Origin of the sequence: Beutenbergia cavernae DSM 12333 (assembly GCF_000023105.1) — a bacterium.
GTDB classification, from domain to species: domain Bacteria; phylum Actinomycetota; class Actinomycetes; order Actinomycetales; family Beutenbergiaceae; genus Beutenbergia; species Beutenbergia cavernae.
In genome coordinates this window covers 2,569,886-2,592,923 of sequence record NC_012669.1, presented here as the reverse complement: position 1 = coordinate 2,592,923, position 23,038 = coordinate 2,569,886, and the positions used below count along the sequence as shown (strand labels likewise).

21 protein-coding genes are annotated in these 23,038 nt (G+C 73.7%); 14 read left to right on the top strand and 7 right to left on the bottom strand.

Going from position 1 to position 23,038, the window contains the following annotated elements:
- Positions 1–5: 5 nt before the first annotated feature.
- Positions 6–809 carry a TrmH family RNA methyltransferase gene (locus tag BCAV_RS11615; RefSeq protein WP_015882799.1) on the top strand — a complete coding sequence of 268 codons (804 nt, stop codon included), beginning with the start codon at positions 6–8 and terminating at the stop codon, positions 807–809.
- A 61-nt stretch (positions 810–870) separates the two neighbouring features.
- Here BCAV_RS11615 and BCAV_RS11610 read toward each other — a convergent pair whose 3' ends face one another.
- Both BCAV_RS11610 and BCAV_RS11605 read right to left on the bottom strand, forming a co-directional pair.
- Complete coding sequence (locus BCAV_RS11610; RefSeq protein WP_083770022.1) at positions 871–1,851, bottom strand: GNAT family N-acetyltransferase; 981 nt, start codon at positions 1,849–1,851, stop codon at positions 871–873.
- On the bottom strand, positions 1,851–2,315 hold the full coding sequence (locus BCAV_RS11605; protein ID WP_043347059.1) for a MarR family winged helix-turn-helix transcriptional regulator: 465 nt from the start codon (positions 2,313–2,315) through the stop codon (positions 1,851–1,853). Before BCAV_RS11605 ends, BCAV_RS11610 begins: the two co-directional genes overlap by 1 nt.
- 69 nt (positions 2,316–2,384) lie before the next feature.
- Here BCAV_RS11605 and BCAV_RS11600 point away from each other — a divergent pair, with 69 nt between their 5' ends.
- The gene (locus tag BCAV_RS11600; RefSeq protein ID WP_015882796.1) at positions 2,385–3,101 is read left to right on the top strand and encodes a VOC family protein; all 717 of its coding nucleotides are present in this window, start codon (positions 2,385–2,387) and stop codon (positions 3,099–3,101) included.
- A complete protein-coding gene (locus tag BCAV_RS11595) occupies positions 3,098–4,120 on the top strand; it encodes an FAD-dependent monooxygenase (protein WP_015882795.1) in 1,023 nt (340 codons plus the stop codon). The genes BCAV_RS11600 and BCAV_RS11595 overlap by 4 nt, the downstream gene beginning before the upstream one ends.
- A 107-nt stretch (positions 4,121–4,227) precedes the next feature.
- Here the strand turns inward: BCAV_RS11595 and BCAV_RS11590 are convergent, their stop codons facing one another.
- A complete protein-coding gene (locus BCAV_RS11590; protein WP_015882794.1) occupies positions 4,228–5,502 on the bottom strand; it encodes a BNR-4 repeat-containing protein in 1,275 nt (424 codons plus the stop codon).
- Between the two features lie 168 nt (positions 5,503–5,670).
- Here BCAV_RS11590 and BCAV_RS11585 point away from each other — a divergent pair, with 168 nt between their 5' ends.
- The 4 genes from BCAV_RS11585 (at position 5,671) to BCAV_RS11570 (ending at position 8,887) form a co-directional block, all read left to right on the top strand.
- Positions 5,671–6,576, top strand: a complete 906-nt coding sequence (locus BCAV_RS11585) for a MetQ/NlpA family ABC transporter substrate-binding protein (RefSeq protein ID WP_015882793.1) — start codon at positions 5,671–5,673, stop codon at positions 6,574–6,576.
- Between the two features lie 3 nt (positions 6,577–6,579).
- Positions 6,580–7,758, top strand: a complete 1,179-nt coding sequence (locus tag BCAV_RS11580) for a methionine ABC transporter ATP-binding protein (protein ID WP_015882792.1) — start codon at positions 6,580–6,582, stop codon at positions 7,756–7,758.
- 9 nt (positions 7,759–7,767) lie between these two features.
- A complete protein-coding gene (locus BCAV_RS11575) occupies positions 7,768–8,424 on the top strand; it encodes a methionine ABC transporter permease (protein WP_015882791.1) in 657 nt (218 codons plus the stop codon).
- Between the two features lie 82 nt (positions 8,425–8,506).
- Positions 8,507–8,887: a RidA family protein gene (locus BCAV_RS11570; RefSeq protein WP_015882790.1), complete on the top strand. Its 381-nt coding sequence runs from the start codon at positions 8,507–8,509 to the stop codon at positions 8,885–8,887.
- 28 nt (positions 8,888–8,915) lie between these two features.
- On the opposite strand, the gene BCAV_RS11565 is transcribed toward BCAV_RS11570, so the two are convergent.
- Both BCAV_RS11565 and BCAV_RS11560 read right to left on the bottom strand, forming a co-directional pair.
- The gene (locus BCAV_RS11565) at positions 8,916–9,470 is read right to left on the bottom strand and encodes a flavin reductase family protein (RefSeq protein WP_015882789.1); all 555 of its coding nucleotides are present in this window, start codon (positions 9,468–9,470) and stop codon (positions 8,916–8,918) included.
- A 209-nt stretch (positions 9,471–9,679) separates the two neighbouring features.
- Complete coding sequence (locus BCAV_RS11560) at positions 9,680–10,234, bottom strand: CDP-alcohol phosphatidyltransferase family protein (RefSeq protein WP_015882787.1); 555 nt, start codon at positions 10,232–10,234, stop codon at positions 9,680–9,682.
- A gap of 198 nt (positions 10,235–10,432) precedes the next feature.
- Between BCAV_RS11560 and BCAV_RS11555 the strand changes: the two genes are divergently transcribed.
- Genes BCAV_RS11555 through BCAV_RS11540 form a run of 4 tightly spaced genes read left to right on the top strand, consistent with a single transcriptional unit; the run spans position 10,433 to position 15,475 of the window.
- Positions 10,433–11,284: an ABC transporter ATP-binding protein gene (locus BCAV_RS11555; protein WP_015882786.1), complete on the top strand. Its 852-nt coding sequence runs from the start codon at positions 10,433–10,435 to the stop codon at positions 11,282–11,284.
- Positions 11,285–11,330: 46 nt separating this feature from the next.
- Complete coding sequence (locus BCAV_RS11550; protein ID WP_015882785.1) at positions 11,331–12,323, top strand: ABC transporter substrate-binding protein; 993 nt, start codon at positions 11,331–11,333, stop codon at positions 12,321–12,323.
- 37 nt (positions 12,324–12,360) lie between these two features.
- Positions 12,361–14,490 (top strand): iron ABC transporter permease, encoded by a 2,130-nt coding sequence (locus tag BCAV_RS11545; protein ID WP_015882784.1) that lies wholly within the window; start codon positions 12,361–12,363, stop codon positions 14,488–14,490.
- A gap of 52 nt (positions 14,491–14,542) precedes the next feature.
- Positions 14,543–15,475 carry a siderophore-interacting protein gene (locus BCAV_RS11540; protein WP_015882783.1) on the top strand — a complete coding sequence of 311 codons (933 nt, stop codon included), beginning with the start codon at positions 14,543–14,545 and terminating at the stop codon, positions 15,473–15,475.
- A gap of 44 nt (positions 15,476–15,519) precedes the next feature.
- On the opposite strand, the gene BCAV_RS11535 is transcribed toward BCAV_RS11540, so the two are convergent.
- Both BCAV_RS11535 and BCAV_RS11530 read right to left on the bottom strand, forming a co-directional pair.
- Entirely contained in the window at positions 15,520–16,089 is a 570-nt protein-coding gene (locus tag BCAV_RS11535) for a YbaK/EbsC family protein (protein ID WP_015882782.1), read from the bottom strand.
- Between the two features lie 7 nt (positions 16,090–16,096).
- On the bottom strand, positions 16,097–16,624 hold the full coding sequence (locus tag BCAV_RS11530) for a YbhB/YbcL family Raf kinase inhibitor-like protein (protein WP_015882781.1): 528 nt from the start codon (positions 16,622–16,624) through the stop codon (positions 16,097–16,099).
- A gap of 202 nt (positions 16,625–16,826) precedes the next feature.
- Between BCAV_RS11530 and BCAV_RS22520 the strand changes: the two genes are divergently transcribed.
- From BCAV_RS22520 to BCAV_RS11515, 3 genes are read left to right on the top strand one after another with little or no spacing between them, the layout of a single operon-like run.
- On the top strand, positions 16,827–17,780 hold the full coding sequence (locus tag BCAV_RS22520; RefSeq protein ID WP_015882780.1) for a hypothetical protein: 954 nt from the start codon (positions 16,827–16,829) through the stop codon (positions 17,778–17,780).
- 2 nt (positions 17,781–17,782) lie between these two features.
- On the top strand, positions 17,783–19,465 hold the full coding sequence (locus BCAV_RS11520; RefSeq protein WP_083770167.1) for a Y-family DNA polymerase: 1,683 nt from the start codon (positions 17,783–17,785) through the stop codon (positions 19,463–19,465).
- Positions 19,452–23,036 carry an error-prone DNA polymerase gene (locus BCAV_RS11515; protein ID WP_015882778.1) on the top strand — a complete coding sequence of 1,195 codons (3,585 nt, stop codon included), beginning with the start codon at positions 19,452–19,454 and terminating at the stop codon, positions 23,034–23,036. Before BCAV_RS11520 ends, BCAV_RS11515 begins: the two co-directional genes overlap by 14 nt.
- Positions 23,037–23,038: the final 2 nt, after the last annotated feature.

Genomic DNA, 23,038 nt, shown 5'->3' with positions numbered 1-23,038 from the left:
CCGTCGTGCCCACGATCGAGATCCACGACGCCGCTGACCCGCGCGTCGAGGAGTACACCCGACTGACCGACGTCCGACTGCGGACGCGCTACGAGCCGGAGCACGGGCTCTACATGGCGGAGTCGTCGACGGTGATCAGGCGGGCGGTGGCGGCCGGCCATCGCCCGAGGTCGTTCCTCATGGCGCCGCGCTGGCTGGCGGACATGACGGAGGTGACGACGGCGTTCCCGGAGGCCCCGGTGTTCGTCGCCGACGAGGCGCTCCTGGAGCAGGTGACCGGCTTCCACCTGCACCGCGGGGCGCTGGCGGCGATGCACCGTCCGCCGCTGCCCGCGGCCCGGGACCTGCTGGCCGGCGCGCGCCGGGTGGCGGTGCTCGAGGACGTCGTCGACCACACGAACGTCGGGGCGATGTTCCGCTCCGCGGCGGGGCTCGGCGTCGACGCCGTGCTCGTGACGCCGCGCTGCGCCGATCCGCTGTACCGACGGAGCGTGCGCGTCTCGATGGGCACCGTCTTCCAGGTGCCGTGGACGCGGATCGAGGAGTGGCCCGCGGGCATGGACGAGCTGCGTGGCGCCGGGTTCACCGTGGCGGCGCTCGCACTGGCCGACGACGCCGTCACGCTCGACGAGCTCGCGTCGTCGCCTCCCGAGCGGCTCGCCCTCGTCCTCGGGACGGAGGGCCACGGGCTGGCGCCGACGACCGTGGCGGCGGCCGACGTCGTCGTGCGGATCCCGATGACCGGGGGAGTGGACTCGCTCAACGTGGCAGCGGCGTCCGCCGTCGCCTTCTGGGCGACCCGCGTCTGACTGCCAGGACACGCGTCTCGCTCCCCGGGCGCGGCGACGCGCTGTCGCCGGTGGACCCCGGTCAGTCGCCGATGCCGGCCTTCAGCCGCTCGGCGATGTCGGGCTGCCCGACCGCTGTGGCTATCTCGTGCGGCGAGAGGCCGCACAGGAGCGGTTCGCCGAGGTCGACCTGAGCCGAGCGGAGCGACCGTTCGACGGCGGTGCGGTCTCCGTCGCCGATCAGCTCCACGAGCTCGACGACGGCGGGTGGCGGCGCCGGAGCGCGGAGCGCGCGTCCGGTCATCCACCAGGTCTGCCCGGTCTCGCCCAGCGAGGCGAAGCCCGTTCGGCGATAGACCGGTTCGCCCATGCTGGTCGCGTTCAGCACGACGTAGCGGCAGCCAAGGTCGCGCGCACGCCGGCACGCCGCCACCGTCAGCGCCGTGCCCACGCCCTGCCGCCGAGCTGACGGCAGCACGCTCGTGGAGTAGATCCCACCCACCGGTTCGCCGTCGAGCTCGGCGCAGTGCAGCGTCACGACGCCGACGCCGACGCCGGTCCTGCCTCGCCAGGCCGCGAAGTACGTCAGCGACGGCTCGTCGGCTGCCCCTGCCGGCGGGCGGTACGGCAGCTCACTGAGCCGGTCGCCGTCCGTCGGGCTGACCTCGGCGATAGCGAGATCGGCGGGCACGGTCTGATCGTCCACCAGGTCGTCGAGGTCCAGGGCCATCCAGTTCGGTCGCCAACCCCAGCTGAACCCGCGCGCGAGCAGCCGTGATCCCAGCAGGCCGGCCCCCGGTTCATCCATCGACCACCAGCCCACCTCGTCGAGCGGACCCTGCTCGCGTGCGTACGCGACGACCTCGGCGGCGAACGCGGACTGTGCCGCGGGTGGCACCTCCGGAAAGCCGACCTGGACGTCGACATCCGGGGTGAGGGCGAGCGGAGCGCCGAAGCGCTGCCGCACCCGACCGCCGTGTGCTCGAGCGGACGCCGCGAACATTCCTCGGTGGTTCGCGGCACCTGCGTGAGCAAGCCGGGCCCGCGTGAGGTCGGCGGCCATCAGTCGGGTTGGCCCGTGGCGGCCATGGACTCGCGTTCGTAGGCGAGCAGGGCGCCGACGACCACGCCGCGCTCCTCCGGGGTCAGGGGTTGCAAGACCGTGTGCCAGGAGTCGGCGCCCGCGGCGAGCCAGCTCTCGACGGCGGCGCGATGCTCGACGGCGATCGTGACGATCGTTCGGCGCCGGTCAGCCTCGTCCTCGCGGCGTTCGAGGATGCCCTGTCGGCTGAGGTCGCCCACCACGAGGCTCACCGTCGTGGAGGCGACCTGAAGGCCGGCTGCGAGCTCCTTGACCGTCGCCTCCTCGTCGTAGACGAGCAGCGCGAGCAGCGAGAGGTGGCGTGGGGTGAGGGCGAAGTCCTTGAGCTCCTCGGGGATCGGCATCCGCTTGGAGCGGGCCATCAGGCGGGGCATGAGCAGGATCATCTCCCGCACCCCCTGATCGACGGTCAGTGGCGTTGACACCGCACATCTCCCAGAGTAGGTTTGTAAGCAAATCTAGGTTGAGGACAACCTGATCCTAGCGGAGGACGCATGCCCGTCTACGACCTGGACCACGTCACGCTCGGAGTGTCGCACCTGTACGAGGGCGCCGAGCGGCTGCGCCGGACCACCGGCCTGCGCAGCGTCGAGGGCGGATGGCTGACCGAGATGCCGACGGCGCACCGGGTCGTGCCCCTGCCCGGTGGGGCGTACATCAACGTCGAGTCGGTGATCGCCCGCCCGGCGGATCTGCCACCTCCGGTGCGGCTGTTCGCAGGCTGGTTCGAGGGCGTCACCGCGACCGGCGACCACTGGATGACGTGGAACCTCCGCGCCCGCAGCCGAGCCGACCTCGAGGAGGTGGCCCGCCGGCTCGGCGGCGACGTGGTCGTCGCTCGCGGTGCGAACCGGCCCGACGGCACTCACGCCACCACGATCATGGCGCCCGGCAACGCCGCCACGACCTGGGCACGCGGGCTGCCCAACTTCTACTTCCACGAGGACGCCCCCGATCACCCCGCCCGCGCGCGGGTCGAGCACGAGCCGCCGGTGACCGAGGTCGCATGGCTCGAGATTGGGGCCCGGGAAGACGAGCTCGTCGAGCACATCGGCGTCGAGACGTTCGGCGCCCTGCCGCTGCGCCTCGTCGACGGACCCGCGGGCCTGCACGCCCTGGGCCTGCGGACCGCCGTCGGCACCGAGATCGTCGTCCGGGCGGACTCCGCCGCTCCCGCTCTCGCCGACCTCGCTCGACAGGTCGCCGTATGACGCAGACCACGCCGCGGGTCGACGTCGTGGGCGGCGGTGTCGCCGGGCTCGCGCTGGCCGGGATGCTGCCGCGTTCGTGGGACATTCACCTGCACGAACGCGCGAGGAGTATGCGGACGGTCCCGACGGCGCTGGGTATCTGGCCGGAAGCCATGGCGGCCCTGGACACGATCGGCGTCGGCCCAGACGTCCGCCGGCAGGCGACGCACCTCGATCGGGCTCGCATGCACGATCGCGCGGGACGTGTCCTGATCGGCGTGACCGATCAGGACGTGTGGCTCATCGGCCGCACCGCGCTGCTCGACCAGCTCTGGTCCGCCCTGCCCCCGCACGTGAAGGTCCATGAGCACGCCGTCACCGACCCCGGGGGTCTGCCCGGGGACCTCGTCGTCGGGGCGGACGGCGTGCACAGCGTCGTCCGCAGCGCCCTGTGGCCGGCAGCGCGGGCTCCGCAGCGCCTGGGCGTGACGGCGATCCGCGGCGTCATCGCCGAGCCGGTGGCCGACGGCGCCCTGTCGGAGTTCTGGGCGCCCGGCGCCCTGTTCGGCATGACCCCGCACCCGGACGGCACCAACTGGTTCGCGACCGTCCCGGCTCGGCGCTTCGCGTCTCGCGACGAGGCGCTGAACGCCCTGCGGTCACGGTTCTCGAGCCATCCCGGGCCAGTCCGCACGGTCCTGGATCTCGCGCGCCCCGACGACACGCTCGTCAACGACCTCTGGGAGTCACGCTGGCCGCGCCGGCTCGTTCGGGGCCGGGCCGTGCTGGTCGGTGACTCGGCCCACGCCATGTCGCCCAATCTGGGACGTGGTGCCTGCGAGTCCATCCAGGACGCCCATGCGCTCGCCCGCGCCCTTCATGAGCACCCCCTCCCGGAGGCGCTGCGCCGCTACGAGAGGGAGCGGCTCGTACGGCCCCAGGTCCTGCGGACGGCGGCCCGCACCATGCTCCGCACCGCCATGACGCGGCACGAGCGGACTCGCAACGCGTTCCTGTCGTTGGTGCCGGCGCGCGGCTGAGGCGAGGCGTGGCGGGCCGCAGAGATCCTCTCGCGGTGGCGCACAGAACCTCTCGCGGTGGCGCACAGAACCTCTCGCGGTGGCGCACAGATCCTCTCGCGAAGGGGTCAGCGGGGGGTGACGCGCGCGACGACCTCGCAGTCGTAGTGCTGCGACGCCGTCATCGTGCCCCGGAACCAGAGCAGCGCCAGCGTGCCCGGGTCGCCGGGAGCCACGATCGGCCGGAGGTTGTCGACCGAGGACCCCGAGGTGACCGCCTCCCACGCCCAGGAGGCTCCGCCGTCGGCGGTGCGCCCGTGGAAGATCTCGTGGTGCGCGAGCGCGTCGCCGGACGACGGGTCGATCGGCGTCGAGACGTACACGGAGTCGAGGTCGTACGGGTCGACGGCGGCGAGCCCGGTGTAGTCCTGCTCGTGGTCGAGGAGGGCGCGCCCGGCGCGAGCGAGGGGGTGCACCCGCCACGTCTCGCCGTCGAACGCCGCGTACACGAGGCGCCGGTCGTCGAGCGGTGAGTCGTCAGCGCGCGCGGACAGGACGGCGGCGATCCGCCCGCTCGCGTCGTCGCGCCGCAGGTCAGTGGTCCAGCAGTGCGTGAGGCGTGCTCCGCCCACCTCGGTCCCGGTCGCGAGCACTGTGGTCAGCTCCACCTGCGAGACGGCGTCGGGGGAGCGCACCGGCGGGCCGACGACGGCGCCGCTCGAGTCGTGCAGCCGGCCGCCGGAGACGTAGCCGTGGTAGATCGAGTTGTCGTAGTCGCGCGGATGATGGTCTGTCGTGATCACGTCGATGCGGTCGACGCCGTTGCTCGCGTAGCGCGTGTATCCGTTGACGTAGCCGACCTTCGGCCGCGTGAACAGCTTGCCGCCGTACGACCAGGTGTCGCCGTCGTCGTCGGAGACGAGGATCGACGGGTCGTCGTTGATCGCCCGCGCGAACGCATACGTGCGCCCCTCGGCCGCGAGCCGGTGCACGTTGGAGTACGTCACGCCGCGCCCGCCGGTGAGCTCCGACCAGTCGAACGTGCGCTCCGGCTCCCACGCGGACGCGTCGTGCGGGCGGGTCGAGATGCGCCACCGCGTGAGGTCGTCGCTCTTGTGCCTGGTGTACATGGCGAGGTAGCGGCCGTCGGGCCGGATGAGCAGCGCGGCCGTGTCGTGGTCGTCGGCCTCCAGGTTCGCGTGCAGGACGGCGACGTCGCTCGCCCCGGTCGCGAGGTCCGTCACGCTCAGCTCGATGTTGCCCGCCCGGCGCGCGCCGTCCGGGCCCTCCGGGGCGGCGACCGACCCCACGAGCAGGGTGTTCGCCACCGGGTCCACGAGCGCCCGTTCGTCCTGGTACCAGCACCACGCGCCGTTGTCGTTGAGCACTCTCGAGGAGGTCATGGTGCGGCATCCTGCCACGCGGGAGAGCCCTTTCCCAGGCCGAGTGTCTCGCATCGTGGGACATGCGACGTCGGTTCGTCTTCGCCGTCGCGACCTGGGCACGATGCCGCGTCCGCCCGCCCACGAGGCCGGGCACGCGACCGAAACCCAGACTCCGGAGGACCTCCTATGACCACGCGCCGACTCGCCGTCCTGACCACAGCGCTGGGCGCCGTCCTGGCGCTCGGTGCCTGCGCGGCGCCGGGCTCGACCGGCGGCGGCGGATCCTCCGACGACGCCTCCGGCGACGGCGGGACCACCGTCACCGTCGGCGTCGTCGGCGCGGGCGACGCCCACTGGGACGTCCTCGTGGACAAGGCCGCCGAGGCGGGGATCACCCTGGAGCTGCAGAACTTCAGCGACTACCAGCTGCCGAACCAGGCGCTCTCGCAGGGCGAGCTCGACGCCAACCAGTTCCAGCACCTGCAGTTCCTGGCGGAGTTCAACGTCAACACGGACAGCGACCTCGTGCCCGTCGGGGCGACGGCCGTGTACCCGCTCGGGCTGTACTCGACGGCGCACGCGAGCGTCGAGGAGATCCCGGACGGCGGCGAGGTCGCCATCCCGAACGACCCCACGAACCAGGCGCGGGCGCTGCTCGTCCTGCAGGAGGCGGGACTGGTCACGCTGACCGACGGCGGGAGCTCCTTGTCGACGCCGGCGGACATCGAGGACTCGCGCGTCACCGTCACCCCGGTGGACGCGGGGCAGACCGCCATCTCGCTGCAGAGCGTCGACGCTGCGATCATCAACAACGACTACGTGGGCGAGGCCGACCTGACGCCCGAGGACTCGATCTTCGAGGACGACCCGGCCAGCGCGGCCTCGGAGCCCTACATCAACGTGTGGGCGGTGCAGGCGGAGGACGCCGATGACGAGACGATCGCGCAGCTCGTGGAGCTGTTCCACGACCCGGAGGTCGAGGCCGCGCACCAGGAGGAGTCCGGCGGCACGGCCGTGTTCGTCGACCGCCCGGCGAGCGAGCTGCAGGAGATCCTCGCCGGCATCGAGGAGAACCTCCGCGCGCAGGGCTGAGCGATGACGGCGGAGGCGTCGGCGCCTGGGGCGCCCATCATCACGTTCGACGGCGTCACGAAGGTCTTCCCCGCGCGTGACGGCGACGTGCGCGCCGTCGACGACGTGTCGCTGAGCGTCGGCGCGGGGGAGATCTTCGGCGTCATCGGCTACTCGGGCGCCGGCAAGAGCACGCTGGTGAGGCTCGTGAACGCGCTGGAGACGGCGACGACGGGGCGGATCGTCGTCGCCGGCGAGGAGGTCACCGCCCTGCCGGAGCGACGCCTCCGCGCCGTCCGGGAGCGCATCGGCATGGTGTTCCAGCAGTTCAACCTGCTGAGCTCCCGGACCGTGGCGGGCAACGTCGCGTACCCGCTCAAGGTGGCCGGGTGGCCGCGCGAGAAGCGCGCCGCCCGCGTGCGGGAGCTGCTCGAGTTCGTCGGCATCGCGGACAAGGCCAGGACCTATCCCGCGAAGCTCTCGGGCGGTCAGAAGCAGCGGGTCGGGATCGCTCGGGCGCTCGCGACGTCGCCGGCGATCCTGCTCGCGGACGAGGCCACGAGCGCCCTGGACCCGGAGACGACGGCGGAGGTGCTCGCGCTGCTGCGTCGGGTCAACGCGGAGCTGGGGATCACGATCGTCGTCATCACGCACGAGATGGACGTCGTCCGCTCGATCTGCTCGCGCGTCGCCGTCATGGAGCACGGCCGGGTGGTCGAGGTGGGCGACGTGTACCGCGTGTTCGCCGCGCCCGAGCACCCCGCCACCCGGCGCTTCGTCGGCGCGTCGCTGCGCGACCGGCCGACGCCGGAGATCCTCGCGCGCCTGCGCCACCGGCACCCGGGGCGGCTCGTCACCGTCGGCGTGCGCGAGGACGGCGGGGTCACCACCGAGATCACGCGGCTGCTCCGGGAGCACGACGTCGCGGGCACGATCATCTTCGGCGGCATCTCGGAGGTCGCGGAGCGGCCGTTCGGGTCGCTCACGCTCGAGCTGACAGGTGCCGACGGCGCCGTCGCGGCGTTCCTCGCCGCGCTCGCCCGCACGACGACGGTCGTCGACCTCGGCACGGCCGCCGCCCCGCTCGATCCGCCGACGCTCGACGTCGCAGACGCCGACCGCGAGGACACACGCCCTGTGGACGGCCCACGGATGGAGCCGCCGGACGCCACGAGCGCCTCCTTCTCGACCTGGACCCCGTGAGGTGCCCTGATGGACTGGAATCGTCTCGGCGACACCTTCCTCCTGGCCGTCCAGCAGACGCTGTACATGGTCGGCTGGACGATGCTCGCCGGCGGGATCCTCGGGCTCGCGATCGGGATCGGGCTGTACGTCACGCGGCGCGGGAACCTCCTGTCCAACCGCGGGGTCTTCGCCGTCCTCAACCTCGCCGTCAACATCGTGCGGCCGATCCCGTTCCTCATCTTCCTGGTGGCGATCGGGCCGCTCACGCTGAACGTCGTCGGGACGACGATCGGCACGGAGCCGGCGACGTTCGCGATGAGTCTCATGGCGGGCTTCGTGTTCGCGCGCCTCGTGGAGCAGAACCTGGTGGCGATCGATCCGGGGGTCGTCGAGGCCGCCCGCGCGATGGGCGCGTCGCCGTGGCGCATCATCCGCACGATCCTGATCCCCGAGGCGCTCGCCCCGCTCATCCTGGGCTACACGTTCCTGTTCGTGGGCGTGCTCGACATGTCGGCGATGGCCGGGTACGTCGGCGGCGGGGGTCTGGGCGACTTCGCGATCGTGTACGGATACCGGCAGTACGACTGGGGCGTGACGGCGATCGTCGTCGTCGTCATGGTCGTCGTCGTGCAGCTGGCCCAGTGGCTGGGGAACACGCTCGCGCGGGTCGCCCTGCGACGGTGACGGTGCGCAGCGCGCGGCGGCCGACGGCCGTTGTCGGCGCCGGGTGACACGGTGGGCGCCTCACACCGAACGAGGAGGCACGATGATCACCACGCTCGACCCCGAAGGTCTCGCCAGATCGCCGTTCTACAGCCAGGGTGCGCTCGTGACCGACGCGCAGCGCACGGTGTACGTGTCGGGGCAGGTCGGCGTCGGCCCCGACGGCGCGCCGGGCGACGGCGTCGCGGAGCAGGCGAGGCTCGCGATCGCGAACCTCGCGGCCGTGCTGGCAGAGGGCGGCCTCGGCATCGACGCGATCGCGAAGTACACGGTCTACCTGACCGATCCGGCCCACATCGAGCCGTTCATCGAGGCGACTGCCGCGTCGCTCCCCGCCGAGCGTCCCGCCGCGACGCTCCTCGTCGTCGCGCAGCTCGCGGACCCCGCGCTACTCGTGGAGATCGAGGCCATCGCCGTCGGCTGAGGGTGGCCCCGCAGCGGCGCGTCTCGCGTCAGGGGTGGCCGTGCTCGCCGAGCCGGTGGTACCTGCGGTCGAGGAAGACGAGCGGGTCGTGGTCGGAAGAGGCGTGAACCTCGATCACCGGCGCGACGACGAGGAAGCTGTCGCCGGCGGGGTGCCGCTCCGCGATAGCGACCCGCGCCCACGACGCCGCCCCGAGGAGGTGCGGCTCGCCCGACGGCAGGTCCTCCCAGTCGACGCCGGCGAACCGGTCGATGCCCGGTGTCGCGAACCTGGTGGACAGGTCCGAGTGGCTGTGGGCGAGGAGGTTGACGACGGCGGTCCCCGCGCGGGACAGGCCCGGCCAGGACGACGAGGCGGAGGCGACGACGAACGCGAGCACCGCCGGCGACGCCGAGACGGAGATGACCGACGTCGCCGTGAACCCGACCGGGCGAGAGCCGCCGGCGGTGGAGTCGGCGAACGTGACGACGGCGACGCCCGCGGGGTGCCGGCGGAAGAGGGCCTTGAACGCCGCAGCGTCGACGGCGTCGTGCTCGCTCCCGTTCGACCGTGCCGTGTCCGGTCGAACGATCTCGGCGGTCACTCGACCGGCTCGAAGCCGAGGGGTCGGAGCCGGGCCTTCGTCGGACACAGGGACCCCGCGCGGCCGAGCTGGAGAGCGGCGTGGAGGTGCGACGTGGCCATGGGACGGCTCCTCGTGACGGGGCGGGAACGACGCCGACCCTATTCAGGGGCGGGTGCCGCGCTCGGGACGTCGTGCCGGGTCCCATGATGTGAGAACCCCTGGCCCGGTCAGAGGCGGCGCGACCGGGCCATCCCGCGGGCGTACCCCACACCGGCCAGCACGTGCCCGAGGGCGCCGAGCACGGCCAGCACCAGGCCGACCGGGCGCAACCAGGCCAACGCAGCGACGGCGTCGGCGAGCAGGAGCATCGGCAGCGCGAGCAGCAGCAACAGCGTGCGCAGCTTGCCGACGCGGGTCACGGGGAGATCGGGTGAGCCGCGGAACCACGCCCACGCGAGCACGAGGAGAGTGGCGTCGACGGCCACGATGACGGCGAGCACGAGCCACGGCAGCAACCCCGCCCACGCGAGGGTGAGGCCGACGACGATGACGCTGATGCGGTCGGCGAGCGGATCGAGCCGCTCGCCGAGCAGCGTCACCTGCCCGAGCCGCCGCGCGAGGTAGCCGTCGAGCCAGTCCGTGGAGCCGAGGACGGCGAGAACGACGATCGCCGCACCGGTACGGTCGGTCAGCAGCAGCCAGGCGAAGACCGGCAGGAGGGCGAGCCGGGCGAACGACAGCAGGTTCGGCACGGTCCAGACAGCCGAGCGTGATGCCGTCACGTCACGCTCCTCGGGTTCGTCGCCGGCTCAGCCCTGGGTCGGGATCAGCGGCGCGCGGTAGCTGCCGTCGTCCATCTTCGCAGCCGCACCGTGCCGCGCCGCGCCACGGCTCACCCGACGCCGCCGGACGCCCGCGTGTGACGCGCGTCTCGTGCCGGGGGATTCCGCGTACGGGAAAGGTGAGGCTATCCTCACGGTGTGACGACCGAGAGCGTGCCCGCGACGACGCCCCCACGGGCGACCCTCTGCGGGGCGAACCTCGAGCTGTGCTACGACGACCGGTGCGTGGTGCGGGGTGCGACGCTCGACCTGCAGCGCGGTCGCGTGCTCGCGCTCGTCGGACCGAACGGTAGCGGGAAGTCGACGCTGCTGCGGTCGCTCGCCCGGCTCCATCCCGCCTCCGGCGGGACCGTCACGCTCGGCGACGAGGACGCGTTCGCCCTCACGCCCAAGGAGTTCGCGCGACGCGTGACCCTGCTGTCCCAGTCGCGTTCGACCCCGGGTGGCGTGAGCGTGCGCGAGGTCGTCGCGTACGGCCGGCACCCTTACCGCGGCCGGTGGCGGAACACGGACACCGAGGGCGACGACGTCGTCACCTGGGCGATGTCCACGACGGGCGTCGACGCGATGGCCGGGCGCCCCGTCGACGAGCTCTCCGGCGGCGAGCGTCAGCGCGTGTGGTTGGCCTCGTGCCTCGCGCAGCGCACCGACGTCCTGCTCCTCGACGAGCCGACCACGTACCTCGACCTGCGCTACCAGGTCGAGATCCTCGACATCGTGCGGGATCTCGCCGACGCCCACGACGTGGCGGTCGGCGTCGTCCTGCACGACCTCGACCAGGCTGCCGCGGTCGCCGACGACGTCGCGCTGCTGGCCTCCGGCCGGATCGTCGCGCACGGCGCACCGGGCGACGTCTTCACGGCGGACGCCCTCAGCACCTGCTACGGCATCCAGGTGGAGGTCGAGGTCGACCACGTCAGCGGGCGCCTGCGGACCCGGCCGGTCGGCCGGCACACGCACCGTGCGCGCCCGGCGCTCGCCACCGTCTGACCCCCTCGGGCCACGGCCCGGCACCCTCACCGAAAGCACACCCGACATGAACCGACGACTCTTCGCCCTGCCCGCGGCCGCCGCCGTTCTGCTGCTCGCGGCCTGCGGGACGACCGAGGCACCCGCCGACGACGCCACCACGCCCGAGACGGACGCCGCGGCGTCGGGTCCCGTCACGATCGTCGACGACCGCGGGGAGGAGATCACGCTCGACGCACCGGCGGTCGACGTCGTCTCCCTCGAGTGGGGGCTGACGGAGCACCTGCTGTCCCTCGGCGTCACGCCCGTCGGGAACGCCGACAACGCCGGCTACGAGGCCTGGGACACGATCGTGCCGCTTCCCGAGGGCGTCACCGACGTCGGCGGCCGCGGCGAGCCGAGCGTGGACTCGATCGTCGGCCTCGACGCCGACCTCGTCGTGACCACGACCGACCTCCCCGAGACGGTCATCGACCAGATCGCCACGAGCGTCCCCGTCCTCGCGCTGCGCGGGTCGAACGCCGAGGACCCGCTCGGCCACATGGAGCGGACGCTTGACCTCCTGGGTCAGGCAACGGGCACCCAGGAGCAGGCCGACGAGCTGTGGTCCGGCTTCCAGACTGCCCTCGAGGACGGCGCCGCCGCACTCGCGGACGCTGGCCTCGACGGCGCGACGTTCACCATGGCCGACGGCTGGAACGACGCCGGCGTGGTCTCGGTCCGCATGTTCACGACCGGCTCGATGCTCGGCGCCGTCGCGGGCGAGCTCGGCCTCGTCAACGGCTGGGAAGGCGAAGGCGATCCCGACTACGGGCTCGCCGCGACCGACGTCGAGGGTCTCCTCGCGCTGCCGGACGACACGCACTTCGTCTACCTCGCGAACGACACGGACGGGGGCGACCCGTTCGTCGACGGCCTCGGGACGAACCCGGTGTGGACGGGACTGCCGTTCGTCGAGTCCGGTCAGGTCTACCGGCTGCCCGACGGGATCTGGCAGTTCGGCGGGACCGCGTCCGCAGAGGCGTTCATCGACGCCACCGTGACCGCGCTCACGTCGTGAGCACGACCTCCCGGGCGTGAGCCCGGCCGTGTCATCGATGTCCGCATCCGCGGCCGGGTCGTCGTCCGACGTCGACGACCCGGCAGCGATCGCGCTCCCGGACCCGACGGGCCAGCCGCACCGCGTGCGGCGTTCCCTCGGGATGGTCGGCGTGTACACGCTGACCGGCGCGCTCGTCGCCCTGCTCTGCGCCGTGCACGTCACGCAGGGAACCTCCGACCTCGGTGCGTTCGACCTGCTCATGGCGTTGTTCACGGGGCTGGACGACACGGACGCCGCCGTCCTCGTCGCGTCGCGACTCCCGAGGCTCGGCGCCGGCGTCATCGTCGGCGTCGTGCTCGGCGCGGCGGGCTCGGCGCTGCAGTCCGTGGCCCGCAACCCGCTGGCGTCACCCGACACGCTCGGCGTCAACGCCGGCGGCTACTTCGCCGTCGTCGCCGTCGCCGCGTTCGGCCTCGTGGTTCCGCTGCCGGTCGCGTGGACGCTGGCGTTCCTCGGCGGGCTCGCCGCCGCGGCGCTCGTGCTGACGCTCTCGCGCGCCGGGGCCGCCGGTCCCACGCGCCTGGTGCTGGCGGGGTCGGCGATCACGCTGGCGCTGTCCTCGGTCACGTCGCTGCTGCTCATCCTGCGGGCGCAGGAGACGACCGGGCTCTTCGCGTGGGGAGCGGGCTCGATCGTGCAGTCCGGCGCGGAGAACGTGCTGCGGATCGCGCCGGTCGCGCTCGTCGGCGTCGCGCTCCTCCTGCTGTACAGCCGGCGGCTCGACCTGCTCGCGCTCGGGGACGACGCCGCTCGCGTCCTGGGCGTGGACGTGCGCCGGACGCGGGCCGGAGTGATCGTGGTCGCCGTGCTGCTGGCCGCGTCGGCCGTGAGCGTCGCCGGGCCGATCGGCTTCGTGGGCCTCGCGGCGCCCGTCATCGCCCGTCTCCTGGCGCGGCTCGTGCCGGGGATGCACCACCACGCGGCGCTCATCCCGCTCGCGGCGCTGACCGGCGTCGGCGTCGTCATCGGCGCCGACGTCCTCATCCGCATCCCGATGGGTGGCCAGGGCGGCGTCCTCGTGCCGACCGGCGTCGTCACGTCGATCCTCGGGGCGATCATCCTCGTCGTCCTCGCCCGGCGCCTGCGGGACTCGGGATCCCCGGTCGCTGCGGGGATCGGGGCGCGCCTGCGGACGGTGCGCTGGGCCTGGGGCGTGGCCGGCGTCCTTCTCGTGTGCGTCGTCGCCGCAGCGGTCGCGGGCGTGCTCCTGGGCGACCACAAGCTCCTGCTCGGCGACGTCGCGAACTGGCTCTCCGGGCAGTCCGGCCGCGTGGTCACGGCGGTGATGACGGAACGCGTCCCCCGTGTTCTCGTGGCGCTCCTGGGCGGCGCCGCGCTCGCCGTCGCCGGCACCATGGTCCAGGCGGTCGCGCGCAACCCGCTCGCGGATCCCGGACTGCTCGGGATCACGGGCGGGGCGAGCTTCGGGGCCGTCATCGTGCTCTCCCTCGTGCCGGTCGCCGCGACCTGGTTCGTGTCGGTCGGCGCCGGGCTCGGTGCCCTGGTGGCGTTCGGGCTCGTGTACGCACTCTCGGCGCGCGGCGGGCTCCACTCCGACCGGGTGGTGCTGGTCGGCGTCGGGGTCAGCGCGGGGGCGACGGCGCTGACCACGCTCGTCATCATCGCGACGAGCCCGTACAACGTCGCGTACGCGCTGACCTGGATGTCCGGGACCACGTACGGGCGCACGACGGCGAACGTGTGGGTCGTCGTCATCGCTCTCGTGCTCGTCGTGCCTCTCGCGTTCGCGGGCCGGCGCGAGCTCGACCTGGTGACGCTCGACGACGACGCCCCACGGGTGCTCGGCCTGCGGCTGTCCCGTGTCCGGCTCGTCTTCCTCACCGCGGCCGCGCTGCTGACGGCGGCGGCGGTGACCGCCGTCGGCCCGATCGGCTTCGTCGGCCTGGTCGCCCCGCACGCGGCGCGGGCGCTCGTCGGCGCCCGGCACGTGAGGGTCATCGGGATCGCCGCCCTGCTGGGCGCCGTGCTGGTGAGTCTCGCGGACACCGCGGGGCGGACGGTGATCGCCCCGGCGCAGGTGCCGGCAGGCCTGCTCGTCGCGCTCCTCGGTGCGCCGTACTTCGTGTGGCTGCTGTGGCGGGCACGCGGCCGGGAGGCGACGTGATCCGCACCACAGGGGGATGCCACCTGAGGTTAGGCTGCCCTACGCTGGGCGCATGACGACGACCGCCGTGGCCAGCCCGTACCGGATGTTCGACGTCCGTGTGCGCCGTCTCGAGCGGCTCGGGCACAGCCTGCTCCGCGTGACCTTCGCGGGCGTCGACCTCGACCGGTTCGCCGACCCCGGCCTCGACACCCGGATCAAGGTGATCCTCCCGCTGCCCGACTCCCGGTTCGTGCACCTCGACCGGTCGTCCGACTGGTACGCGACGTGGCGCACGCTCGAGGAGTCGCAGAGGAACCCGATCCGCACGTACACCACGCGTCTCGTCCGCCCGGAGGTGGGCGAGGTGGACATTGACTTCGTGCTGCACGGCGACGGCGGGCCCGCCTCGGCGTGGGCGACCCAGGCGAGCGTCGGCGACGAGGTGGTGCTGCTCGGGCCGAACGCCGACCACCCCGGGCCGTACCACGGGCTCGAGTTCGCACCGCACGCGGGGGCGACGTCGTTCCTCGTCGCTGGCGACGAGACGGCGCTGCCGGCCGTCGCGCGCATCCTCGAGGACCTCACGCTGACCGACCCGGGGAGCGTCGGCGACGCCGTCCTCGAGGTGCCCTCGGCCGGTGACGTGCTCGACCTCGTGGCGCCCGACGGCGTCCGCGTCACCTGGGTGGTGCGCGAGTCGGCGCCCCATGGCGAGCGCCTCGTGGCGGCGGTGCAGGCCGCGGCAGCCGCGCTCCTGGCGACCACGCCGTCGCCCTCGCTCGCGGATGCGAGCGAGCCGGCCGACGTCGACGTCGACGCCGAGATCCTGTGGGAGGTGCCGGTGTCCGACGGCGACGCCGCCGGTGCGGGTCTCTACGCGTGGCTCGCCGGTGAGGCCGGAGCGATCAAGACGCTGCGCCGCCACCTGGTCCGCGTCCTCGGGGTGGACAAGTCGCAGGTGGCGTTCATGGGCTACTGGCGGATCGGCCGCGCCGAGGGCTGAGTCTCACGGGCGGACCTCACCTCGTACCTCGGGGAACACGCGCCTCAGGGGAGCGCGAGCCCGTCGACGACCTCCGCGCGCGACCAGGCAGCGAGCAGCTCGCCGGGCAGCAGGAGCTTCGACGTGCGCAACCCGCTGCCGACGATGACGGGGCCGACGGCGACCCGCGCGTCGAGCAGGACGCGGTAGCTCTCCGGCAGGCCGAGCGGGGTGATCCCGCCGTACTCCATGCCGGAGTCCGCCACCGCGCGCTCGGTCGCCAGGAACGACGCCTTGCGGACGTCGAGGAGCCGGCGGATCACGTTGTTGACGTCCGCGCGGGTCGTCGCGCGCACGATCGCGGCCGCGAGGCGCTCGTCCCCGCCACGGCGTCCGGCCACGAGCACGCAGTTCCCGGACGCCTCGAGCTCGAGCCCGTAGGCAGCGGTCATCGCCGCCGTGTCCGCATGGACCGGATCGATCGGTGCCACGAGCACGGCGTCGGCAACGCCCGCCTCGGTGGTCGCCCACTGCTCGAGCGCGTCGCGGACCGGCACCGCGAGCAGGTCCGCGCGCCCCAGGGCGGGTTCCCAGGCGAGCGTGCCGAGCGGCGGTGGCGTCCTCGCCGCGTTCACCTCGGGACTACCGCTGGTAGGTGGCCGTCAGGAGGGCGCGGCCGACCGTGTGGAAGACGGCGTGGAACGCCACCGCCGTCGGCGTGTGCTCCGGCTCGAGGTCGAGGGTGTCGACGTCGAGCGCGTGCACGGCGAAGACGTACCGGTGGGCACGGTCGCCCGTCGGCGGTGCCGCGCCGGCGTACTCGTGACCGCCGCCGTCGTTGCGGACGTGGAAGGCCGCGCCGGGCAGCATGAGGTCACTCGCACCGGCGCCGCGCTCGAGCTCCGTGGTCTCCGCGCCGAGGTCGACCACCGTCCAGTGCCAGTAGCCCGCCGGCGTCGGGGCGTCCGGGTCGAAGCAGCTGAGGACGAAGCTCTGCGTGGTGGCCGGGAAGCCCGACCAGCGCAGGTGAGGGGACTCGTTGTCGCCGCCCGCTGCGAAGGTGTCGGCGAGCGGCTGGCCGTCCGCGATGTCGTCGCTCTCGAGCGTGAAGGCGGGGACCGGCGGGAGGAGGTCGTAGGGGGCGGGGGCTAGCGGGCGGTCGAAGTTCATGGTGCTCCGGTCCGTCGGGTTCACGGGTGTGGCTCGCTCAACCTACGACGGGCGGGCGCTGGGCGCGACGGCGTCGCCCGGCGTGGCGAGGCGGCGTGCGGCATCCGGCGTTGACACCGCGATGTCGGAGGCGTCTACTAGACATGAGGTCGAACAACTGTTCGACCGACGTTCCAGCAGCGCGTCGGTGGGAAGGAGAGGCATGTCCACCACGATCGATCGCCCGGCGCGTGGCGACGCCGAGGGCCGGATCGCTCGCGCCAGGAACGCCCTCATGGCGGCCGAGACCGCCGCGGGAGTTCGCGGTGGGGCATGGTCGGTCCGCACCGCGATGGCCGTGCGCGAGAACGGGACGTCTGCGCCCGCGCCACGGCTCGCCGTCGCCCCGGTGCCTGCCACGTCAGCGCCTGCCTCGACCGGCGTCGTCGGGCAGGCGGCACTCGAGCCGGAGGCACCGCGGAGCCCCACCCCGTCTCCGGCCCGGAGCGCGCCGCCGGCGGTCGCCCCCACCGACGACCGGTTCCTCGACGTCCCCGACGCGCTGACCGGCCTCTTCCCGTTCGGCGCGATGCGGCGGGGCACCACGACCGTGCTGACGGGGTCGTCCTCGCTCGAGCTGCACCTCGCCGCGGCTCTCATGGCCGACGGCGCCTGGTGTGCGTTCGTCGCCCGCGGCGACCTCGGTCTCGCGGCGGCCGCGGAGGCGGGCATCGCCCTGGATCGCGTGGCGGTGGTCCCGCGCCCCGGTCCCGACGCGCCGGGGGTGCTCGGTGCGCTCGTGGACGGGTTCGACGTGGTGTGCGTCGGTCCGTGCCGGGCACTGAGCAGCGCCGACCGCCGGTCGCTGTCCGCCCGGGTCCGCCATCGGGGCGGGGTGCTGCTCAGCTCCGCGCCGTGGCCGGGGGCGGAGCTGACCCTCGAGGTCAGCGAGAGCTCCTGGTCGGGGATCGGGTCGGGGCACGGGGTGCTCCACACCGAGCGCCTCGTCGTCGAGGCCACCGGCCGTGGTGTCGGTGCTCGGCGGGTGGTCGAGGTGGAGATGCGCGCCGCCGGGGCGACGACGTCCCTGCGTCCCCACCACCTCACCCCACGCCGGCTCGAGGACGTGCGGGACGGCGTCGTCGGCGATGCCGCGCTGCTGGAGCGGGCGGGATGACGATGAGCGCCCTGACGGAGCGCCGGAGGACGGCGGCGCGAACAGCTGAGCTGGCCCCCCGCCTGGCGGTGCTGTGGGTCCCGGACTGGCCCGTCGCGGCGGCGGTGCTCTCCGGCGCCGCGCCGGCACACGCGCCGATCGCTGTGCACGACTCCCGGGTCCTCACGGCCGTGGACGCCCGTGCGCGCAGCCAGGGTGTCCGTCGGGGGATGCGCCGACGGACCGCGCAGGGGCTGTGTCCCGATCTCGAGCTCGTCGCGATGGACGAGGGTCGTGACGTGCGGGCGTTCGAGCCGGTGGTCCAGGCCGTCGAGGGAGTGGTCGCTGGGGTGGAGGTCAGCCGCCCCGGGCTGGTCGTGCTCGCCGCCGGCGGTCCGAGCCGGTACGTCGGCACCGAGGAGGCACTGGCCGAGCTGCTCGTCGGCACGGTGGCCGACGAGGCCGGTACCGAGTGCCAGGTGGGCGTGGCCGACGGTCTCCTCGCCGCCCTGCTCGCAGCCCGGGACGGTCTGATCGTCCCGCCGGGCACCTCCGCCGAGTACCTGGCGGGCCGTCCGGTCCGCGATCTGCTGCACGTGGCGACCACGCGCGAGTCCCACGCCCGCCTCGCGGACCTGTCCGACCTCCTGCGCCGCCTCGGCATCGGCACGCTCGGGGCGTTCGCCCGGCTGCGTGCTGGTGATGTCCTCGCGCGCTTCGGCGACGTCGGGACCCAGGGCTATCGCCTCGCCCGCGGGCTGGACGCCCGGCCGGTGTCGGTCCGCCGGCCGGAGCCGGACGTCACCGTGCGGGCCGACCTCGACCCGCCCGCGGCCCGGTTGGACACGGCCGCGTTCGCGGCCCGCCGTCTCGCGGAGGACCTGCAGAACCGGTTGCTGCGCCGGGGTGCGGTCTGCGCCCGGCTCCGGGTCCTGGCGCGTACGGAGGGCGGTTCCGAGCTCGTCCGCACGTGGCGGATCGACGGCGCGGCGACGGCGACAGAGCTCACCGACCGGGTCCGGTGGCAGCTCGAGGGGTGGCTCAACGGGCGCAGCGGCCAGGCGCCGAGCGCCCCGCTGGTGCGGCTCGAGCTCGTGGCCGAGGAGGTGACCCCGGCCGGGACGGCGCAGGACGGCCTCTGGGGGCGGCGTAGCCGGGGGGAGCAGCAGGCGGGTCGCGCCGCGCTGCGCGTCCAGGGTCTCCTCGGCTCGTCGCAGGTGCTCACCCCGGTGCTCGAGGGCGGGCGCTCGCCGCGCGACCAGGTCCGCCTCGTCGCCTGGGGGGACGAGGCGGTGGGGCTGCGCCCGCCGGAGGCGCCGTGGCCGGGCCGGATCCCGCGACCGCTTCCCGCGACGGTGCCTGATGTGCCGTGGCGGGCCGAGCTGACGGCGGCCGACGGCGGCCCGGTCACGGTCGGCGGGCGCGGCACCCTGGTGCCGGCCGGCGTCGTCCCCGCCCTGCTCCGGATCCTTCCCGAGGACGGCGAGGACGCCGCCCGCACCTCTGGCCGGGGGCAGAGCCGGCGGATGCGGTCGGGCAGCTACCGGATCACCGGGTGGGCGGGACCGTGGCCGATCGGGGAACGCTGGTGGCAGACGACGGGCGCCCGGTCGGGGGCGTACGTGCAGCTCCTGCTCGACGGCGCCCCGGGGGTCCTCGTGGTCGTCCGGGACGGTCGGTGGTGGGTCGAGGGTGTCTACGACTGACGGTGCCCGGTACGCGGAGCTGCACGCCCACTCGGCGTTCAGCTTCCTCGACGGCGCGAGCCAACCCGAGGCGCTCGTGGCGGAGGCCGCGCGGCTCGAGCTGGACGCCGTGGCGATCACAGACCACGACGGCCTGTACGGCGTCGTCCGCTTCGCGGAGGCCGCCCGGGCGCTCGGGATGCGGTCGGTGTTCGGCGCCGAGCTGAGCCTCGACCAGCGCACGCCCGCCACCGGCGTCCCGGACCCGGACGCGACCCACCTCGTCGTCCTCGCCCGCGGACCGGCCGGGTACCACCGGCTCTCGCGCGCGATCGCGACAGCGCACCTCGCCACCGGGAAGAAGGGCGAGCGCGACTACGGGCACGCCGTGGGCCTGGACCCGCTCGAGGTGCTGGCGGAGCAGGCGGCGGGCGACTGGCTCGTGCTCACCGGCTGCCGCAAGGGCGCCGTCCGGCGTGCCCTTGACGGGGGAGCGGATGGAGCCGACGGCGCCGGGGGAGCAGGCGGAGCAGGCAGCATCGCCGGCGCGGAGCACGGCGAACGGGCCGCAGCCCGGGAGCTCGACCGGCTCGTGGCGCTGTTCGGGCGGGACAACGTCGCGGTCGAGCTCACCGACCTCGGCGCCCCAGCGGACTCCGCGCGGTGCGACACCCTCGCGGACCTCGCCGCCCGAGCGGGACTACCCGTGGTCGCGACCGGCGGCGTGCACTGCGCGCATCCGCGGGAGGGGCGGCTCGTCGACGTCCTGGCCGCGGTCCGGGCGCGGCGCTCGCTCGAGGAGATCGACGGGTGGCTGCCGCCGGCGCCGGCACACCTGCGCAGCGCGGACGAGATGCTCGCCCGGCACGCCCGGCACCCGCAGGCCGTCCGCACGGCCGCCGAGCTCGGACTGGAGTGCGCCTTCGACCTCACCCTCGTGGCCCCGCGGCTGCCGCCGCACCCGGTGCCTCCCGGGTACGACGAGGCGTCCTGGTTGCGGGAGCTCACGATGCGGTGCGCGCGCACCCGCTACGGAACCAGGGACGAGCGGCCCGACGCGTACGCGATCATCGATCGCGAGCTCGACATCATCGTGCGGCTCGGCTTCCCGGGCTACTTCCTCATCGTCCACGAGATCGTCGACTTCTGCGTGCAGCAGGGCATCCTCTGCCAGGGCCGGGGGTCGGCGGCCAACTCGGCCGTCTGCTACGCGCTCGGGATCACCGCCGTCGACGCCGTCCAGCACAAGCTCCTGTTCGAGCGGTTCCTCTCCGACGGGCGGTCCGGCCCGCCGGACATCGACGTCGACATCGAGTCGGGCCGGCGCGAGGAGGTCATCCAGTTCGTCTACACCCGGTACGGGCGCGAGCACGCCGCCCAGGTCGCGAACGTCATCTCCTACCGGCCGCGGTCGGCCGTGCGCGACGCCGCGCGCGCGTTCGGGTACGACGTCGGTCAGCAGGACGCCTGGTCGAAGGGCATCGAGCGCTGGGGCACGCTGCGCGGCCCGGATCCCGGCAACCCCGACCCGGCCGTGAAGGCGAACGCCACGAGCACCTCGAGCACTTCGAGCAGCCCCTCGCGGGCCACGGGCACGGCCGCCGGTCCGAAGATCCGCGAGAAGGGCGTCGACACCCATGACCCGGCGCCTCCTCGGCACGCCCCGGCGTCGGCCCGTGAGATGGGCGAGATCCCGAACCACGTGCTCGACGTCGCGGAGCAGATGCTTCGACTCCCGCGGCACCTCGGCATCCACTCGGGCGGCATGGTGCTGTGCCACCGGCCGGTCATCGAGGTGTGCCCGGTGGAGTGGGCGACCATGCCGGGCCGCACCGTGCTGCAGTGGGACAAGGACGACTGCGCCGACGCCGGGCTGGTGAAGTTCGACCTTCTCGGCCTGGGGATGCTCACCGCCCTCCGGCTCGCGTTCGAGCAGGTGGAGGCGACGAGCGGGGAGCGACTGGCGCTGCACTCGCTGCCGCAGGAGGACCCGAAGGTGTACGAGCTGCTGTGCGCCGCCGACACGGTCGGGGTGTTCCAGGTCGAGTCCCGCGCGCAGATCTCCACGCTGCCTCGGCTGAAGCCACGGAACTTCTACGACATCGTCGTCGAGGTCGCCCTCATCCGGCCCGGCCCGATCCAGGGCAACTCCGTGCACCCGTTCATCCGGCGTCGCAACGGGAAGGAGAAGGTGACGTACCTGCACCCGCTACTCGAGGGCGCGTTGTCGAAGACGCTCGGGATCCCGCTGTTCCAGGAGCAGCTCATGCAGATCGCGATCGACGTCGCCGGGTTCAGCGGGTCCGAGGCGGATCAGCTGCGCCGAGCGATGGGGTCGAAACGGTCGCTCGAGAAGATGGAGGCCCTGCACGAACGCCTGCTCGCCGGGATGGCCGACCGAGGCGTCCCCCGGGACGTCGGGGAGCAGATCTACGACAAGCTCAAGGCGTTCTCCGACTTCGGCTTCCCGGAGTCGCACGCGTTCTCGTTCGCCTACCTCGTCTACGCCAGCGCGTGGCTCAAGATCCACCACCCGGAGGCGTTCTTCGCCGGGCTCCTCGGCGCGCAGCCGATGGGGTTCTACTCGCCGGCCTCGCTGGTGGCGGACGCCCGGCGGCACGGCGTCGTGGTGCGTCGGGCGAGCATCGCCGACTCGGCGGTGCACGCGCTGGTCGAGCACGGTGCGGCGGACCACGGCGCGGTGGGCCTCGTGCCACGTGCGACGCAGTCGAGCGAGACCTGGCTCGTCGACGCGGGGAAGGCGGACGCGCGCGGGGCGGCCGCCGTCGACCCCGCCCTCCCTCTCGACCCGGCGGCGGACGCCGAGGACGCCGACGGCGGCCCCTCGGGGCGGAGGTTCGCCGTGCGGCTCGGGCTCGCCCCGATCCGCGGCATCGGGGAGAAGACCGCCGAGCGCATCGTGACCGAGCGCGACCGGGCGCCGTTCGCCGATGCGCAGGACCTGGCACGCCGGGTCAGGCTCACCGCGGCGCAGCTCGAGGCGCTCGCGACGGCGGGCGCGCTGCGGTGCTTCGGGACGTCACGCCGGGAGGCGCTGTGGTCGGCCGGCGCGCTCGCGGGGGAGAGCGGCCGCGTGCACCTCACGAGTCAGGGAACCGTGGTGCAGGACGTGCTGGGCGGCACCGCGTCGGGGGTAGCCGCGCCGGCGTTGCCCGGCATGGACGCGTTCGAGGTCGCGTCTGCGGACGTCTGGGCGACCGGCCTGTCACCGGATCGCTACCCGACCGAGTTCGTGCGCCCCGGTCTCGACGCCGCGGGCGTGCGGCCGGTGGCGACGCTGGGCGGGATCGAGAACGGTGCCCGGGTCGAGGTCGGCGGCGTCGTCACGCACCGGCAGCGCCCCGGGACGGCGGGCGGGGTCACGTTCCTGTCGCTCGAGGACGAGACCGGCCTGCTCAACGTCATCTGCTCGCCGGGTCTGTGGGCGCGCTACCGACAGACCGCGCTGCGCAGCCCCGCGCTCGTCGTGCGCGGAACGGTGGAGCGGGCCGACGGCGTCGTCAACCTCATGGCCGACGGCATGCGGTCGCTCGAGCTCAGGATCCCGACGCAGTCGCGCGACTTCCACTGACA

Coding starts and splice junctions, on each gene's coding strand:
- BCAV_RS11590 (WP_015882794.1), bottom strand. CDS start 5,502: ATGACCTCCTCGAGAGTGCTCAACGACAACGGCGCGTGGTGCTGGTAC.
- BCAV_RS11610 (WP_083770022.1), bottom strand. CDS start 1,851: ATGGCCGCCGACCTCACGCGGGCCCGGCTTGCTCACGCAGGTGCCGCG.
- BCAV_RS11570 (WP_015882790.1), top strand. CDS start 8,507: ATGATCACCACGCTCGACCCCGAAGGTCTCGCCAGATCGCCGTTCTAC.
- BCAV_RS11600 (WP_015882796.1), top strand. CDS start 2,385: ATGCCCGTCTACGACCTGGACCACGTCACGCTCGGAGTGTCGCACCTG.
- BCAV_RS11545 (WP_015882784.1), top strand. CDS start 12,361: ATGTCCGCATCCGCGGCCGGGTCGTCGTCCGACGTCGACGACCCGGCA.
- BCAV_RS22520 (WP_015882780.1), top strand. CDS start 16,827: ATGTCCACCACGATCGATCGCCCGGCGCGTGGCGACGCCGAGGGCCGG.
- BCAV_RS11540 (WP_015882783.1), top strand. CDS start 14,543: ATGACGACGACCGCCGTGGCCAGCCCGTACCGGATGTTCGACGTCCGT.
- BCAV_RS11575 (WP_015882791.1), top strand. CDS start 7,768: ATGGACTGGAATCGTCTCGGCGACACCTTCCTCCTGGCCGTCCAGCAG.
- BCAV_RS11530 (WP_015882781.1), bottom strand. CDS start 16,624: ATGAACTTCGACCGCCCGCTAGCCCCCGCCCCCTACGACCTCCTCCCG.
- BCAV_RS11580 (WP_015882792.1), top strand. CDS start 6,580: ATGACGGCGGAGGCGTCGGCGCCTGGGGCGCCCATCATCACGTTCGAC.
- BCAV_RS11550 (WP_015882785.1), top strand. CDS start 11,331: ATGAACCGACGACTCTTCGCCCTGCCCGCGGCCGCCGCCGTTCTGCTG.
- BCAV_RS11585 (WP_015882793.1), top strand. CDS start 5,671: ATGACCACGCGCCGACTCGCCGTCCTGACCACAGCGCTGGGCGCCGTC.
- BCAV_RS11595 (WP_015882795.1), top strand. CDS start 3,098: ATGACGCAGACCACGCCGCGGGTCGACGTCGTGGGCGGCGGTGTCGCC.
- BCAV_RS11520 (WP_083770167.1), top strand. CDS start 17,783: ATGAGCGCCCTGACGGAGCGCCGGAGGACGGCGGCGCGAACAGCTGAG.